The sequence below is a fragment of the Snodgrassella sp. ESL0253 genome, from assembly GCF_013344965.1.
In the GTDB taxonomy this organism is placed as follows: Bacteria; Pseudomonadota; Gammaproteobacteria; order Burkholderiales; family Neisseriaceae; genus Snodgrassella; species Snodgrassella alvi_B.
Genome location: NZ_JAAEDQ010000017.1, coordinates 1 through 15963 on the forward strand (window position 1 = coordinate 1; position 15963 = coordinate 15963).

Annotated in this window: 14 protein-coding genes; 5 read left to right on the forward strand and 9 right to left on the reverse strand. The window is 45.4% G+C overall.

What is annotated here, in order from left to right; genetic code table 11:
• On the reverse strand, positions 1 to 2137 hold a 2137-nt coding region (locus GYX26_RS10635; RefSeq protein WP_174829220.1), incomplete at its 3' end, for an autotransporter outer membrane beta-barrel domain-containing protein.
• On the opposite strand from GYX26_RS10635, the gene GYX26_RS10640 reads away from it, so the two are divergent.
• Positions 2136 to 2330, forward strand: a complete 195-nt coding sequence (locus GYX26_RS10640) for a hypothetical protein (RefSeq protein WP_174829221.1) — start codon at positions 2136 to 2138, stop codon at positions 2328 to 2330. The two genes, GYX26_RS10635 and GYX26_RS10640, sit on opposite strands and share 2 nt — an antisense overlap.
• A gap of 1001 nt (positions 2331 to 3331) precedes the next feature.
• The gene (gene lysS, locus GYX26_RS10645) at positions 3332 to 4855 is read left to right on the forward strand and encodes a lysine--tRNA ligase (RefSeq protein WP_174829222.1); all 1524 of its coding nucleotides are present in this window, start codon (positions 3332 to 3334) and stop codon (positions 4853 to 4855) included.
• Between the two features lie 64 nt (positions 4856 to 4919).
• On the opposite strand, the gene GYX26_RS10650 is transcribed toward lysS, so the two are convergent.
• Positions 4920 to 5381, reverse strand: coding sequence for an FxsA family protein (locus GYX26_RS10650; protein WP_174829223.1), 462 nt, complete (start codon positions 5379 to 5381; stop codon positions 4920 to 4922).
• Positions 5382 to 5707: 326 nt separating this feature from the next.
• Between GYX26_RS10650 and GYX26_RS10655 the strand changes: the two genes are divergently transcribed.
• From GYX26_RS10655 to GYX26_RS10665, 3 genes are all read left to right on the forward strand, one after another.
• Positions 5708 to 6328, forward strand: coding sequence for a peptidoglycan DD-metalloendopeptidase family protein (locus tag GYX26_RS10655; RefSeq protein WP_238791281.1), 621 nt, complete (start codon positions 5708 to 5710; stop codon positions 6326 to 6328).
• 106 nt (positions 6329 to 6434) lie between these two features.
• Positions 6435 to 7220: a 16S rRNA (adenine(1518)-N(6)/adenine(1519)-N(6))-dimethyltransferase RsmA gene (gene rsmA / locus GYX26_RS10660; protein WP_100090406.1), complete on the forward strand. Its 786-nt coding sequence runs from the start codon at positions 6435 to 6437 to the stop codon at positions 7218 to 7220.
• 37 nt (positions 7221 to 7257) lie between these two features.
• On the forward strand, positions 7258 to 7986 hold the full coding sequence (locus tag GYX26_RS10665; RefSeq protein ID WP_174829225.1) for an amino acid ABC transporter ATP-binding protein: 729 nt from the start codon (positions 7258 to 7260) through the stop codon (positions 7984 to 7986).
• Positions 7987 to 8183: 197 nt separating this feature from the next.
• Here the strand turns inward: GYX26_RS10665 and metF are convergent, their stop codons facing one another.
• The 7 genes from metF to def form a co-directional block, all read right to left on the reverse strand.
• Positions 8184 to 9017 carry a methylenetetrahydrofolate reductase [NAD(P)H] gene (gene metF, locus GYX26_RS10670; RefSeq protein WP_174829226.1) on the reverse strand — a complete coding sequence of 278 codons (834 nt, stop codon included), beginning with the start codon at positions 9015 to 9017 and terminating at the stop codon, positions 8184 to 8186.
• A gap of 156 nt (positions 9018 to 9173) precedes the next feature.
• Positions 9174 to 10454 (reverse strand): sigma-54 dependent transcriptional regulator, encoded by a 1281-nt coding sequence (locus GYX26_RS10675; RefSeq protein WP_174829227.1) that lies wholly within the window; start codon positions 10452 to 10454, stop codon positions 9174 to 9176.
• Positions 10441 to 12543 (reverse strand): PAS domain-containing sensor histidine kinase, encoded by a 2103-nt coding sequence (locus GYX26_RS10680; protein ID WP_174829228.1) that lies wholly within the window; start codon positions 12541 to 12543, stop codon positions 10441 to 10443. The genes GYX26_RS10675 and GYX26_RS10680 overlap by 14 nt, the downstream gene beginning before the upstream one ends.
• A 5-nt stretch (positions 12544 to 12548) precedes the next feature.
• Positions 12549 to 13145 carry a DUF4390 domain-containing protein gene (locus GYX26_RS10685; protein WP_174829229.1) on the reverse strand — a complete coding sequence of 199 codons (597 nt, stop codon included), beginning with the start codon at positions 13143 to 13145 and terminating at the stop codon, positions 12549 to 12551.
• Positions 13111 to 14361, reverse strand: coding sequence for a 16S rRNA (cytosine(967)-C(5))-methyltransferase RsmB (gene rsmB / locus GYX26_RS10690; protein ID WP_174829230.1), 1251 nt, complete (start codon positions 14359 to 14361; stop codon positions 13111 to 13113). Before rsmB ends, GYX26_RS10685 begins: the two co-directional genes overlap by 35 nt.
• The gene (gene fmt, locus GYX26_RS10695; protein WP_174829231.1) at positions 14358 to 15299 is read right to left on the reverse strand and encodes a methionyl-tRNA formyltransferase; all 942 of its coding nucleotides are present in this window, start codon (positions 15297 to 15299) and stop codon (positions 14358 to 14360) included. Before fmt ends, rsmB begins: the two co-directional genes overlap by 4 nt.
• A gap of 77 nt (positions 15300 to 15376) precedes the next feature.
• Positions 15377 to 15880: a peptide deformylase gene (gene def / locus GYX26_RS10700; protein ID WP_174829232.1), complete on the reverse strand. Its 504-nt coding sequence runs from the start codon at positions 15878 to 15880 to the stop codon at positions 15377 to 15379.
• Positions 15881 to 15963: the final 83 nt, after the last annotated feature.

Sequence of the window (15963 nt, forward strand, 5' to 3'; positions counted from 1 at the left end):
TATTCGGGTTATTCGGGTTATTCGGGTTATTCGGGTTATTCGGGTTATTCGGGTTATTCGGGTTATTCGGGTTATTCGGGTTATTCGGGTTATTCGGGTTATTCGGGTTATTCGGGTTATTCGGGTTATTCGGGTTGTTCGGGTTGTTCGGGTTGTTCGGGTTGTTCGGGTCGCTCGGGTTATTTGGATCGTCAGGTTTTGCTAGTTGAGAGCGTAAATACCAGTTGCTGTTCTGGCCATTAATATTGCCTTTGTACAAATGATATTCGTAAGCACCAGCATCAATATGATCATTTTGCAGATTAAAGGCGTTGTTGGTGCTGTTACCTGTGATATTGATAATTTCAATACCATCGGTGGTGCCGGTATCAGCACCAAGTCCGTTTGTGTTATTCATTCGTACTGTGGTTCGACCGGAGGCATTACCATTAATAAACAATTTATCGGTTGCGCTGTTATTATCCTGTGATACGGTATCCAGGGTAATTGTGCCATTGTTGCCGATATAGTTGCCATTGATGGTTAAGTGGTCACCTGCTTGATTATTACTTAAGCTTAGATTACCGGAATTTGTGATATTGCCATTTATTATGGCCTGATGTAGGGATGGGATAAGATTTAATGTTGCAGCTGGGTCGATATTGAGGTTGCTGGTATTTAAATCACCAGTCAGGGTGAGTGTACTTTGTTGTAGGAGGTTGATATTTTCCCAGTTGCGGATGCCTATATTTCCGGTTGTGCCATTGCTGCTAGATGAACCAGTCAGCGACTGGCTGATATTGAGTGTATCAATCATCCCATCACTATCGCTGGTGTCATCGCCGCCATCAAGTATGGTAATAGCTGATGTATCTGCTCCGCTATTGATGTTTAAGGTATCGCTGCCATTACCCAGAATAATTGAGCCGCTTACTTTGGCTCCATTGTTGATAGTGATAATGGAGTTGTCATCAGCGTCGCGAATCGCTGTACCTGAGGTGGCATCGACATTGGCACCGTTATTAAGTGTGATTAGTGTGGTGGTTCCGGGGCTGCCGCTGGTATAAATACCTGCGCCCGTGCCGCCAGTGACTTTCCCTGTTACGGTGACGGTGTTGTTTCCATGCGGGGTGCGGTTGAGTACATCAATGCCGTCTAACGCGCCCGTAATGGAACCATTGGTCTGATTAATGCTGATATCTGTGCCTGTTTGGTTATTTTCTGCGTGGATGCCATATTGGTGCAGGCCTTGTATGGTGCCAGCAGTGGTGATTGAGGTTGAGCCGGTTCCATTATTGATGACGTATATACCGTTTAGGTTGGCGTTGATATTCTTTGCGTTGATGTTTAGGTTGCTTGCTGTATTTAAGTTTTGTGCAAATATTCCAGTGCTATTGGCGGCGATAATATCGTTACTGACAGTTATGGAGGTAATGCCAGTACCGTTATTGGTGGTATATATACCGTTCATTTTGGCGTTTACGTTATCTGTTTTGATAATCAGGTCTTTGGTATTGCTTTTATTCTCAATATGAATGGCATCGCTGTTGGTTGCGGTTATGTTGCCTTTGGCTGTTATTGAGGTGGAACCGGTACCTTCATTAGTTGCATAGATTCCGCTTTGGGAACCCTGTACATCGTGTGTGTTGATGGTTAGATCCTTACCATGATTGAATGCGTATATGCCGTTTTGATTGGTTGCGGTTATGTTGCCTTCTGCTGTCACTGTTGTTGAACCTGTGCCGAAGTTTGCGGCGTAGATACCATTATTTTTACCGTTAACGGTTTTGGTATTGATGGCTAGATCTGTTGCGGCGGGGTCGTTTTCTGCATAGATGGCATCACTATTGGCGGAGGTGACATCACCATTGATGGTGATAGAGGTGGTACCGGTACCACTGTTTTTGAGGTAAAGGCCATTTTGATTGGCATTGATTGTTCCGGTTGTGATGGTCAGGTCTGTGGTGTTATTGCTATTTTGTGCATAGATGCCATTGCTACCGCTGGAGGTGATGTCTGCTGTGGTGATAGAGGTGGCACCGGTACCATAGTTTACAGCGTAGATTGCGTTTGTCTGGCTGTTAATGTTTTTGGTGTTGAGCGTGAGATTTGTGCCGGCGTTGCTCACGGAGATGCCAAAACCATTGGGTGTTGTCATGTCTGCGGTTGTGGTGATTGATATTGCTGCTTTTCCTGAGTTGTTAAGGGAGTATATGTTTTTTATATTTGTATTTTTTACTGTGACGTTCAAATCGCTGGCGCCAGCATTATTTATGATAGTTAGTGAATTATTTAATGGTTTGTCGCTGGTGGAGATGTTTACTGGATCTGTATTGTCGTTTGCGATATAGCCATCAAAATTGGTGGTGTTTCCGCTGTATGTGGATGGCGATGAGTTTGTTTCTTTGGTAATACAATTTTTATTAGATGAATCAGAGCAGCTGGCATATGCTTCGCTGGTAGTGAAAGCGATAATGCCGATAACTGCCATTAGTTGAACCAGTGTTTTTTTTCTGAAATCTGGCTTTGGTGCGGATGCGCTGATATATGCTTTTGTTCTGATTCGCCATGTTGGTTGGTAAGTTTTATTCATTTGAGCTTCCTGATTCTGTATGCCGTAGTGATGCTGCTGGGGAATACTTGGCCGATATAAATCAATGTAAATGTTTATAAAATAAATCTGCTTGTTGTATTCGACTACAAAGCTAGTTATTAGTCAAAATGTAATTTATTGAATTATTTTAAGAAAATTTTATTTTTATTAAGCTGGGTTTTGGGGTGTTATTTTTAGTTGGTTTTAATTTGTATATTTATGTATGGTTTTTATTGGGTAATTGCTGAATGTGGTTACGTTAATTATTACTGTATATAAGCTGAATTGATTTGGTGGAAATGAGGTAATTTAATTTTGATTTATTTTTTTAGTATTTTTTTACTTTATTGGTAGTGGTATAGACGCTGCTATCTGGTTTGTTTTCTTTCAGATTTGGTAGGTAGTGGTTGTTGTGATTGTGTTCTTTGAAAGTGAATATATTTGCAGTGAGGTATTGTAAGTAAGAATATATAACCGGATTTTATTATGAGTTTGTGTGAGATTTAATCGTTAAAAGATATATGGTGTGTGTCAGCTAATTGTTTATTGTGCAGTTTTTGTGGATATGGGTTGATGATGCTGTTTTTTTAACGGTACGTTGTTTGGCTATCAGATAAGAGGCTGGTGCTTTGCGTGTTAAAATGGCTATTTTGGATTAGAATAAGTAGTTATTTTCTGGTTGATTAATGCCACAGTTGGGTTGATGTTTTTGTCTGGTGGTTACAGGAAAGAACTAGATATTATGGTATGGGAATACATATGAGTGAACAGCATAATGCGTCGGTTGGTGGCGCACACGAAGAGCAACTGGATGAAAATCAGATTATGGCAAATCGTCGCGATAAGCTGACGGCAATTCGGACGCAGGGTATTGCGTTTCCGAATGATTTTAAGCGCGATGCTTTTGCCGGTGATCTGCATGAGCAGTATGAGCAGTTTGATAAAGATGTTCTGGCGGAAAAGGCTGTTCCAGTCAAGGTTGCAGGACGTATTATGCTGAAGCGTCATATGGGTAAAGCCAGCTTTGCTACAATTCAGGATATGACCGGACGTATCCAGCTGTATATTAATAATCAGGGCGTGGGTGAGCAGTTACATGATGCGTTCAAGCACTGGGATCTGGGTGATATTGTTGGTGCTGAAGGTGAGCTGATGAGAACGAATCATGGTGAGCTGACAGTGCGGGTATCCGCTATTCGTCTGCTTACTAAATCGTTACGTCCATTACCGGATAAATTCCATGGATTGGCTGATCAGGAACAGAAATACCGTCAGCGTTATGTGGATTTGATTACTAATGAGCAGACGCGGGATACTTTTGTGAAACGCAGCCGGATTATTCAGGCGGTTCGTAATGTGATGGTAAGCGAGCGTTATCTGGAAGTGGAGACGCCGATGATGCATCCCATTCCGGGCGGTGCAACAGCAAAGCCGTTTGTAACGCATCATAATGCGCTGGATATGGATTTATTTTTGCGGGTGGCGCCTGAGCTTTATCTGAAACGGCTGGTTGTAGGGGGGCTGGAGCGGGTATTTGAAATTAATCGCAATTTCCGCAATGAAGGTATGAGTACGCGTCATAATCCGGAATTTACCATGATGGAATTCTATGAAGCCTATGGTGATTACCAGCGTATGATGGATATGACGGAAAAGGTGATTCGTGCGGCAGCCATTGAGGCTACTGGTAGTGCGGTTGTGAGCTATAACGGTAAGGAAGTGGATTTAAGCCAGCCGTTTGCGCGGATGACTATTGTGGAGGCAATCAAACATTTTAATCCGCAGTATGCTGATGAACAGCTGGCAGATGAGGCATGGCTGAAATCTGAAATTAAAAAACTGGGCGGTGCTTTACCTGTGGCGCAGGGACTGGGCAGTTTACAGCTGGCGCTGTTTGAGGAGTGTGCTGAAGCTCAGTTATGGCAGCCGACATTTATTGTTGACTATCCGGTAGAGGTGTCGCCACTGGCACGTGCTTCTGATACTAAACCTGGTTTAACTGAACGTTTTGAGCTGTTTGTGGTAGGGCGTGAACTGGCTAATGGTTATTCGGAGTTAAACGACTCTGAAGATCAGGCAGCACGCTTTAAGGCTCAGGTGGCACAGCTGGATGCGGGTGATGATGAAGCCATGCACTACGATGCGGATTATATTCGTGCTATGGAGTATGGTTTACCACCAACCGGTGGCTGTGGTATTGGGATGGATCGCTTGGTAATGTTGCTGACGGACGCACAGACTATACGTGATGTGATTCTGTTTCCACAAATGCGTTTAGAGTAACGGAACATAATGAAGAAAAGCCGCCGGATGTATTCCGTGCGGCTTTTGGTTTTTATTAATCCAATTATCTGGGTGGAAGGTGTTGGTGTTTATTGGAATGATGGGTTTGTCCATTGTTGTTTTCTACGGTGAATTCACCTTCGATAATGTCGTTTTGGTCTGGCTGTGGTGTGTTGGTAAAAGGATTGTTGCTGGTACTGGCTAAGGGTTTACCACTGATGGGCAGCAGTAGCAGGACGGCGAATATATCAGATACAAATCCGGGGCTGATAAGCATGATGGCTGCCAGTATATAACGGAGAGGCCATAATAACTGGTAGAGCGATACATTGCTGCCGGTGCGAATGGTAGTTACAGCGAGAAATAAGCCTGACAGGCCGATATTGCGCAGCATAAACACGCCACAGGCAATAGACAGTATGATGAGAAGCAGTGTCCAGCCACCGCCAATCAGATTACTAACCAGAATAATGGAAATCACTTCCAGCGCCGCCAGTATCAGTAATGCCCAACTCATATATCGCATGTGAGTTTCCCTTTTTAGCTATAACAGTTTTTATAGATGGTTGCAGGATTGGGGAATTCAATATGTCAGGGCATAAAATGGCTATCTGTATCTCTTAGCAGATTGATCTGGCGGCTGGCGGATGTGAGGGAAAAGCTATGTTAATATTGACCATAGGATAACTAAACCTATTGTACTGTACGGATTATTGTTGGGGTTGAGATAGATTAATGATACAGGTATGGAAGTTGTACGGGATGTTGTGGCGGTTTGGTTTATATTTAATACCATGTATGGGATTGTTACTGGGCGGATGTCAGAGTAACACCGCAGCTAAGGCACCGGTAATGAGTGGTAGTGCCCAAAATGGTTTTTATCGTGTGCAGCGTGGGGATACTTTATATCGGATTGGTTTACGCTTTAATCAGAATGTGAATACGCTGGTACGCTGGAATAATCTGGCTAATGCTAATGCAATTGAGGTGGGGCAACTGATTCGTGTGCGCAAGCCTGCAGCGGTGTCAGGCCGTCCTGCTGGAGTAAAACCGTCGTCTGGCCGTGTTGCAGGTCGGTCTGAAGCAGTGGCTACTAGTACAGCAGCTCCTGATATCCGTTTGCAATGGCCGGTACGCGGGAAAGTGATCAGTATGTTTAATGGCCAGACGCAAAAGGGTATTGATATTGCTGGTAGCCGCGGTACACCGGTTAAGGCCGCAGCTGCGGGTACGGTGCAGTATGCTGGTGATGAGTTGCGTGGATATGGCAGGCTGGTATTGATTAAACACAGTAATAGTACGATGACAGCTTATGCATATAATGACTCGCTTAAAGTGCGCAATGGGCAGAGTGTGCAGGCGGGGCAGACGATTGCGACGATGGGTGACAGTGGTACTACTGGGGTAAAGCTGCATTTTGAGGTAAGGGTGAATAGTCGGGCGGTTAATCCGTTGCGTTATCTGTCTGATTAAATACTGGCTGGTGTTGGTGGCTTTGCCAGTGGGCGTGTGCCGGTTAAACCGGTAAGTTGATGGTAATGGTTTTATTTTATAATAGGGCAAATTTGAAGGAAGTGATATGAAAGAACATCGTGCCCGTAAACGCTTTGGCCAGAATTTCCTGCAGGATAAAAGTATTATTCAGGATATTGTGCGTGCGGTGCGTCCACAGCCTGCGGATATTGTGATTGAAATTGGTCCGGGACTGGCAGCCATTACGACTCCTCTGGCGGCGGCTGTTGACAAGTTGCATGTGATTGAGATTGACCGTGATATTGTGGCGCATTTGCGTACTTTGCCATTTGCATCCAAACTGGTTATTCATGAAGGTGATGTATTGCAGTTTGATTTTGCCAGTGTGCCGGGTCGAAAAAAAATTGTGGGTAATTTACCTTATAATATTTCTACGCCGTTGTTATTTCGCTTTGGTCAGTATGCTGATGATATTGTTGATATGCACTTTATGCTGCAAAAAGAAGTGGTTGAGCGAATGGTGGCAGTTGCGGGTAGTAATGATTATGGCCGTTTGAGTGTGATGTTGCAGTATTTTTTTGAGATGGAAAATTTACTTGATGTGCCACCACAGGCATTTACTCCTGCGCCGAAGGTTGATTCGGCGGTGGTACGGATGATTCCACAGCGTGGTCGTATTGGAGTTGCGCAGGATTTTAATCATTTTGCTGCTTTGGTCAAACAGGCTTTTCAGCAGCGCCGGAAAACCATTCATAATAATCTGAAGGAATGGGTAGATGATGCAGCATTAATGGCCGTGGGGATTGATCCGGGCTGTCGGCCGGAGCGGATTACGCCAGAGCTTTATGTGGCATTAAGTAATTATTTGTTGCAAATTGGCGCGTCTGTCTGAGTGGCTGATGCGGACGGTTTCAGGATGTGGGGAATACATGATTGAATTTAAAAATGTCCATAAGTGGTTTAAGGACTTACATGTTATTAATGGTGTGAATCTGAGTGTCAGCCAAGGGGAAGTGGTGGTTGTATGCGGGCCATCTGGCAGCGGTAAATCTACGCTGATTCGTACTGTAAATCAGCTGGAAAAAATTCAGCGGGGTGAAATCTGGGTGGATGGGATTAATGTCGCCGATCCGAAAGCAGATTTAAATCGGGTGCGTACTGAAGTTGGATTTGTGTTCCAGCATTTCAATCTGTATCCACACCTAACCGTTTTGGAAAATATTATTTTGTCACCGATGAAGGTGAAAAAACAGAGTCGCGCAGAGGCAGAAGCCAAGGCACAGGAGCTTCTGGCTAAAGTGGGACTTGCGCATAAATGTGATGCTTTCCCACAGCAGCTATCCGGTGGGCAACAGCAGCGCGTAGCGATTGCGCGTGGTCTGGCCATGGAACCACGGGTGATGCTGTTTGATGAACCTACTTCTGCCTTAGACCCTGAGATGATTGGTGAAGTGCTAAAGGTAATGAAAGATTTGGCACTCAGTGGTATGACAATGATGGTAGTAACGCATGAGATGGGTTTTGCCCGTGAAGTTGCTGATCGGGTGGTATTTATTGACCATGGAGAAATTGTTGAAGAAGCGGCGCCAGAAGAGTTTTTCCAGCGGCCGCAGCATGAACGCGCCCAACAGTTTTTGAATCAGTTATTAACGCATTAGCATTATTTGTTGCGTTGTAACTGGCTGGGAATAGGCGATTGCCAGACAGAGTGTAACAGATTATCCATATAGCCCTTTGTCATTAATTTGATAGGGGGTTTTTTATTTGTATGGCGTTTTATATAAGAAATTACTTGAGGCGAACAGTCCATTAAGTTGAACAGTTTTATGTGCATTATTTTTAGTATCTATTTAAATCAGTAACCTAAGCGCTGGCAGATGGTGGAGACCAGTCCGGCCTGATTGAGGGTATAAAAATGTAAACTAGGTGCACCCTGTTGCAATAAGTGATCGCACATTTCAGTCACTACATCTAGGCCCAGCGCTTTAATTGATGCAGTATCGTCAGCGTAGGACTGAAGTTTCAGACGTAACCAGCGTGGAATCTCTGCACCACAGGTTTCAGAAAAACGCGCCAGCTTGGAGAAGCTGGCAATGGGCATGATGCCGGGAATAATAGGAATATTCACTCCACGGCTCTGCACTTCATCTACAAACCAGAAATAGCTATCTGCATTGAAAAAGTATTGGGTAATAGCTGAGTCAGCACCAGCCTGACATTTACGCACAAAGTGATTGATATCATCTTCAGCACTGCGGGATTGTGGGTGAAATTCAGGATAAGCAGCGATTTCTATATGAAACCAGTCATCAAATTCCTGACGGATGAGTCCAACCAGTTCATTGGCATAGCGTAAGCCCTGATGTCCGAAGCCTACGCCGGAAGGAACGTCGCCACGTAAGGCTACGATATGACGGATACCCATGTTTTTATAGGTTTGGAGCAGGCCGGTCATTTCTTCGCGGCTGGCACCTATACAAGCTAAATGAGGTGCGGCAGCCACACCATCATTCAAGATATCGGTAATGGTTTGCAGTGTACCGGCGCGTGTGGTGCCGCCTGCGCCATAAGTGCATGAAAAATATTCAGGTTGATATTGACTTAGCTGCTTGCGGGTAATAGCAAGTTTACGCCGTCCTTCTTCAGTCCGTGGCGGGAAAAATTCAAAACTCAGCGGTGTGAAACTCATGATTGAACAGCCTCTCCAGTAGTTATGGTTAGATATCTAACCATAACGTTTCAGGCATGCTCAATCAATGTTTTATTGCATATTTTCTTTGAAAAATCCGTCAGTTGTTATGAATAAAATTAATAATCTGTTTTTGGAATTTTTTATTTGTACCAATCAACAGGATTTATTTTCAGTCTGGCGTCGTGAAAACTGGATACCAAGCTGTTTTAATTTGCGATAAAGATGGGTACGCTCCAGGCCTACTTTTTGGGCTACTTTGCTCATGTTATGCCCTTCCTGAGCAATATGGTATTCGAAATAGCGTCTTTCCAGATCTTCGCGCAATTCACGCAGAGGCAGGTCAAAATTAAAACCAGTCATGCTTTCATGTGGGTGGTTATATTTAAACTGATTCAGGATGGTACTGATGGCGTTAACGTCGATTTCGTTATGTTCTGCCGTTAGCATCAGGCTTTTGACAACACTGCGTAGCTGTTCCAGATTGCCCGGCCAGTCATACTGGCGCAGTTCATTCAGGGCTGCTGTAGTAAATTTTACTGGCGGAATTTTCTGACTTTCTGCCAGCTCGGTAGTAATTTGTTCTACCAGAAATACCATGTCATCCAGTTGTGAGCGTAATGGAGGAATGGCAACAATTAGTGATGAAAGGGTATTAAGCAGTTTGTTATCCTGTAGCGGGTCGGTAATCATTTCCTTGATTGGCCGGCTACAAACACAGATGATGCGTACATTGTAGCGATCTGCTTTGGTCAGGATAAAGCCGATGCTTTGCTGGGTGCTTTTGCCATATTGGGCAATATCACCCAGATAGAGTATGCCGCCGGTGGCTTTCTGCAATAATTCAATGGGTGCGTCAACAATCTGCTCTACTTTTGATGGTTCCACCCACGGAGTTGCGCTTTTATGAAATGAACGTGCAACCAGTTCAAAAGGTGAACCCAGCTCTCCAGTTAGCAGTACAGGGGTGCTGAATTTGGCTATACGTTCTAGATGCTGATTCAGCTCCTTGATAGCAGGGCTATGCCCGAGTTTGTCTAATGACAGATTGGAGGCAGCCTGCATCTGTCCATATTTCAGGGCACGATCCACTGTGCTGAGCAGTTTTTGCAGGGAAATGGGTTTTTCCAGAAAATCCAGTGCACCGATTTTGGTTGCTTCTATCGCGGTATCAATACTGGCGTGGCCACTCATCATTACCACTGGCATGGTTAACTGACCGGATTTTGCCCATTCTTTCAGTAAGGTAATGCCATCGCAATCTGGCATCCAGATATCCAGCAATACCATGGCAGGACGGGTTTGCTGACGCAATTGGCGGGCAGTATCGGCATTTTCGGCCGTGGTGACGGTATAACCTTCGTCTTGTAGGATTTCCGATAATAAGTCGCGGATACCTATTTCATCGTCAACAATTAAAATATCACTGCTTCGCATTTCTATTCACCTGTAAGGGTAAGGTTATTTTGACACAAGCCAGTCCGTTTTTCTGATTACTGATCTGGATCCGCCCGCCGTGTTCTTCAATGATTTTTTTGACTACTGGTAATCCCAGTCCGGTACCACCGGGTTTGTCTGTTACATAAGGGTCAAATGCATGTAATAACATCTCCTGACTGAATGTTTTGCCATTATTGCTTACGTAGATAAGGATGTGTTCGTTATTTAGCTCGGTTAGTACGCTGACTTCGGGTGAGATATCAGCCGTGGCTGCTTCCACTGCATTTTTTAGCAGATTATGAATAACCTGACGTAATGCCCCGCTGTCGGCGTTAACATTCATTGCTATCTTACTCAAATTAACCGCAAATGTACAATTACTACCTTCGTAAAGTACCAAAACCTCGCGTATTAATTCATTTAAATCAAGATTTGTGAATTTTAATGCTGGAGAGCGGGAATAGTTGCGGAATGCTTCAACCATATCTTTCATCGCTGCTACCTGTCGAATAATAGTATTGGTGGCGCGGTTGAGAATCTGGGCATCTGCTTCGCTGAGTTTGTCACTGAGTTTCCATGCCAGCCGTTCGGCAGATAATTGGATAGGTGTCAGTGGATTGCGGATTTCATGTGCCAGCCGTTGCGCAACCTCACCCCAGGCCGCTTCTTTTTGTGCGCTTACCAGAGCAGTGACATCATCAAATACCAGTATAGTGCCGCCGCCACTGTCTTTAGGTAGTGGTGTGGCTTTGCCAAGCAGTATCAGGGTTTCATCTTTGTGATTATAGGTGATTTGTGCTGGTTTGTTCTGGTGTTCCGTAGCCAGAATCTGCTGGAATACATCTGCCAGCATTGCTGCCCGTGGGCTTTGTTCGGCCAGCTGGTTTATGTTCTGTCCAAGAATTGAGTTCAGACTTTGCCCGAGAATGTTTTCGGCCATCTTGTTAAAAGTAATCAGGCAGTTTTCTGGATTAAGGGTAACCACGCCGGTAGTCAGGCTGTTGAGAATATATTCCAGATAATGTCTGGCTGCTTCCTGCTGCTCTCGTGAATGGCGCAGCTGGACTGTCATGTGATTAAACAAATCAGTTAGTTTACCCAGTTCGTCATTACGGTGAATGGTTTGCTGGACATCCAGATCACCTTTGGCTACTGCTCGGGCACCATCTGCCAGCGACAGAATTGGTGCAACAAACTGGCGTGCAAAATACAGGGCTACCAGTAAGGCTAAAACAATTGCCAGCAGGGTGGCCATCAATAGAGTGGCCAGAAAAAAGGTTTGTAAACTTTTTTTGGTAAAACTCAGTTCACCATATTTGGCGCGGGCAGCTTCAATCAGTGTGGCATCCTGCGCAACTTTGGGCGGAATGGGCTGACGGAAAAACAGGGCATTATCATTGTTGTGGCCCGGTAAAATCAGCCAGCCCTGAGCATAAAGGATGTTATTGATGCTTTCAATTTCCCGCACTGAACCTGTGGTATGTAACTGGTGTATCAGATTCTTGTTAAGTTCAGGTGTGGAAAGGTGCAGTGGATTATATTCGGCAACAAGCTGGCTACTGCGGAGATTGCGGATATTTAGCTGGCTAAACTGTTTGCTTTTGCCATTACTTTCGAGAACCGGTAAGAGTGGTTCTTCCATACCATCGGCGGCAATCAGGGCAATCTGGATATTGGCTGCCCGGCGGACACTATTGTCCAGTTCATAATCCAGAGCGGATTTACTCAGGCTGATACTGCGGTTGAGTGCTTCTTCAGTATCGTTACCAAACCATGAGTGAATGCTGTGTGAAATAAACTGTGCAGATACTCCAAACAGGAACAGACCAGGTAATACGGCCACCAGTGTAAACATAGAGGCCAGACGCATAGCAATTTTCGAACCGAATTCATGCCGGTGCCGGCTCTGTAATAGTTTCCACCAGTAAGAACCGGCCATTAATGTCAGTGTAAGCACCAATAATGAAGCAAAGCCAAATGCAAACCAGAAATATTGCGATAAAACACTGGTATTACCGGTAGCGACGGCCAGAACATACAGGGTGACTACACAGAGCACTGCCATGACCAGAATTAGCCGTCTCATTATGATTAATCCACGTTGATAACAAGACGATGCCAGCCAGAATCCAGTTGCCAGCTATGAGATGTTAGTGCATTGATTTGAAATGGTTTTGGTAGTTGGCTGATGCTCAGGCTCAGACGTACATCTGCACGGACTTCTCCTGCTGATACACCACTGAGTGCACCGCTGCTGAGTACACGCCAATTAGCTGCTGCGCCAATGGCTCTGAGTGCGGTATCAAGACTGTTGTATTCTGTAGAAAAAGTAGACCCCATACTGACACGATAGCGATTAGTAAGTGGATGAAAGGCCAGTTTGTACTGAATAAGATTATCACCGGCAATCAGATTGTTAATCCGGTTGCGGTAGGAAGCAAGTGTGGGAGAGGTAAGCTGATAGTTCAGGTCAAAGTTTAATGGTACACCCTGTGTCAGTGCCTGTTTTAGCTGATCGGGCAGCTGGGTATTAAAACGTGTATTGATGGAAAGCTGGCCATTGCTGGTAATGTAAGCCTGAGCACGTGTAGTGCTGATGCCCTCTGCCTTTACTACGGCAGTACTCAGGCAGAGGAGACAGGCAAAAAATAGACTAGATTTTATCGATAAGCGCGTAAAAAAAGCCATCTTGTTTGCTGTCCGGTAACAATACACGTGATTGACGCTGGCGGGCATCCGCATGTCGGGTTAAAAAATGGGTTAGCTGTTGCTGATTTTCTTCCATAAAAATCGAACAGGTGGCTAAAAGCAGGCGACCGCCTGATTTTAATGTCAGCCACAGGCTGTCCAGTAACGCTTCCTGCTGTAACGCAGTTTTCCGGCTATCCTGTGGCTGGCGTAGCCATTTGATGTCTGGATGACGTTTTACTACACCTGAAGCTGTGCATGGTACATCAGCCAGAATGGCATCAAAAGTGTTGTTATCATACCATGAGTGCAGCTCTTTTGCGTCAGCACAATGCAAGTGTGCTTGTTGCTGCAAGCGCTGCAGGTTGTCCTGTACGCGTTTCAGGCGCAAAGGATCAATATCCAGCGCGGTAACGTCACAGTCTGCCCATTCGAGTATATGTCCGGTTTTGCCACCGGGAGCAGCACAGGCATCCAGAATACGTTCGCCAGACTGCGGGTTAAGCATGGGAATAGCCTGCTGGGCACCGAAGTCCTGTACCGACACGTGGCCCGCTGCGAAGTCCGGCAGCTTCTGTACAGGTACTGCCTGTTGTAGCATGATGCTATGAGTATCCAGAATTCTGGCCGGAATGCCAGCAGCCGTCAGTTTCGTCAGATACTGTTCAGCATCCGTATAACGACGGTTGACCCGCAATGTCATGGGTGGATGTTGCGCCATGGCTGTGACCAGGTTGTGCCAGTGCTGGGGATAATGCTTTTTCAGGTAATTTAACCACCATGCAGGCAGGTTGTAACGCGCTTCATTCTGTTTAAGTGCGCTGGCCAGTAAGGTTTCGCGCTCACGCAAAAAGCGCCGCAACAAAGCATTAACCAGCTTCTGGTAACGGCCTCCGTGCAGCTGGCGGGCATGATTAACGGCTTCATTAACCACGGCATGGGCTGCATTGCGGGTAAAGTGCAGTTGATATAAAGCAATGACGAGAAGGTTGCCAATTTCTGCCGGTGGTAATGTTTTTGTCATTTGTTGCACAAGTTGTCGCAACATGCCTAAATGACGCAGACTACCATGACTGAGATCCTGCAAGGCACCTTTATCCGCAGCCGACAGTTCTGGATGCTGCATTACCTGAACCAGAACTTCGCTGAGATTACGTCCGTTTAATACTTCACCGATGGCGTGAGCCGCCAGTTGCTGGGCACGCGCCATACTCATGTATTGCTCTCCGCTGATGCCAGTACTATACCTTGCTGTAAAGTATTGCCAGCCTGAAAGGCGGTAACAGGCATGGCCTTGCTGCCAGCTTTCTGGATTTCCTCAATACTGATGGCGCCACAGCCGCAGGCAATAATCAGTTCATGCTCGTTACTATGCAGTACTGTGCCTGGTATCCCAGTATGCGAAGTGACTTGTGCGCGCCAGATTTTAAGTGGTTTGTCCTGCCAGACAGTCCATGCGCCTGGTACCGGATTAAAGGCACGAATTTTGCGGGCTATTTCCGTGGAGGGACGTGTCCAGTCGATTTGTGCTTCGGCTTTGCTTAATTTGCGAGCATAGGTTACGCCCGTTTCGCTTTGTGCCGTGGGTTGTAATCGGGTGATTTGTTGCAAATCTGCAACAATTGCATTCGCACCCAGATGCATCAGTGCATCGTGTACTTCAGCAGCCGTATCATCAGAATTAATGGTATAAATATGCCGGCTGATTACTGCACCCGTATCCAGACCAGCATCCATTTGCATAATACATACACCGGTTTCCTGATCACCAGCTTCAATAGCGCGCTGTATTGGTGCGGCACCACGCCAGCGTGGCAGTAGTGACGCGTGAATATTCAGACAGCCATATCTGGGAATATCCAGCACTGCCTGCGGTAATAATAATCCATAAGCAGCCACCACCATTACATCCGCATTCTGCTCTTGTAGTGTTGCCTGTGCTTCAGCCGTTTTCAGTGTGCTTGGCTGGATTACTGTGAGACCATGTGCCAGTGCAGCCTTTTTGACTGCGCTGGGCTGTAACTTTAATCCACGGCCACAGGGGCGATCTGGCTGGGTTAATACCAGCGGTACATCAAAACCGGCAGCAACAATAGCATCAAGGGCTGCGGCGGCAAAATCAGGCGTTCCAGCAAAAATAACAGAAGGCTTCATGCAATAGATCCACAAAAGACACCATCATTATCATTTAAAGATGGTGGTACAAATATCAGGGCTGACAACAGGGTTATTCACATTTTTTCGCGTGCGCGTTTTTTCAGTTTGGTTTTGATGCGATTCTGTTTCAATGGTGACAGATATTCGACAAATACTTTGCCGGCGAGATGGTCCAGCTCGTGCTGAATACAGATAGCCAATAGGCCATCCGCTTCTAGTGTGAATTTTTCACCATGTTCATCATATGCTTCGACAGTGATGCGCTCCGAACGGTGCACTAACTCATAAATACCGGGTACAGAAAGGCAGCCTTCTTCGTATTCAGTATCACCTTCTCTGGCAGTAATCACCGGATTGATAAATACGCGCAGTTCGTTACGTTCCTCGGAAAGATCCATCACCACTACACGTTCATGAATATTAACCTGAGTTGCGGCCAGCCCGATACCGCGTGCCTGGTACATGGTTTCGGCCATATCCTGCACCAGAGTGCGAATTCTGTTATCAAATTGAGTCACAGATTGCGCAACAGTGTGTAAACGCTCATCAGGATATTGTAAAATGTTTAATAGAGCCATTGTGTGTTTAATTCCTTGTTCAATTTGACCTGATTACATGATGGCAATATGGATTTTTTAAAGATTGTTGATATGGATTCAGG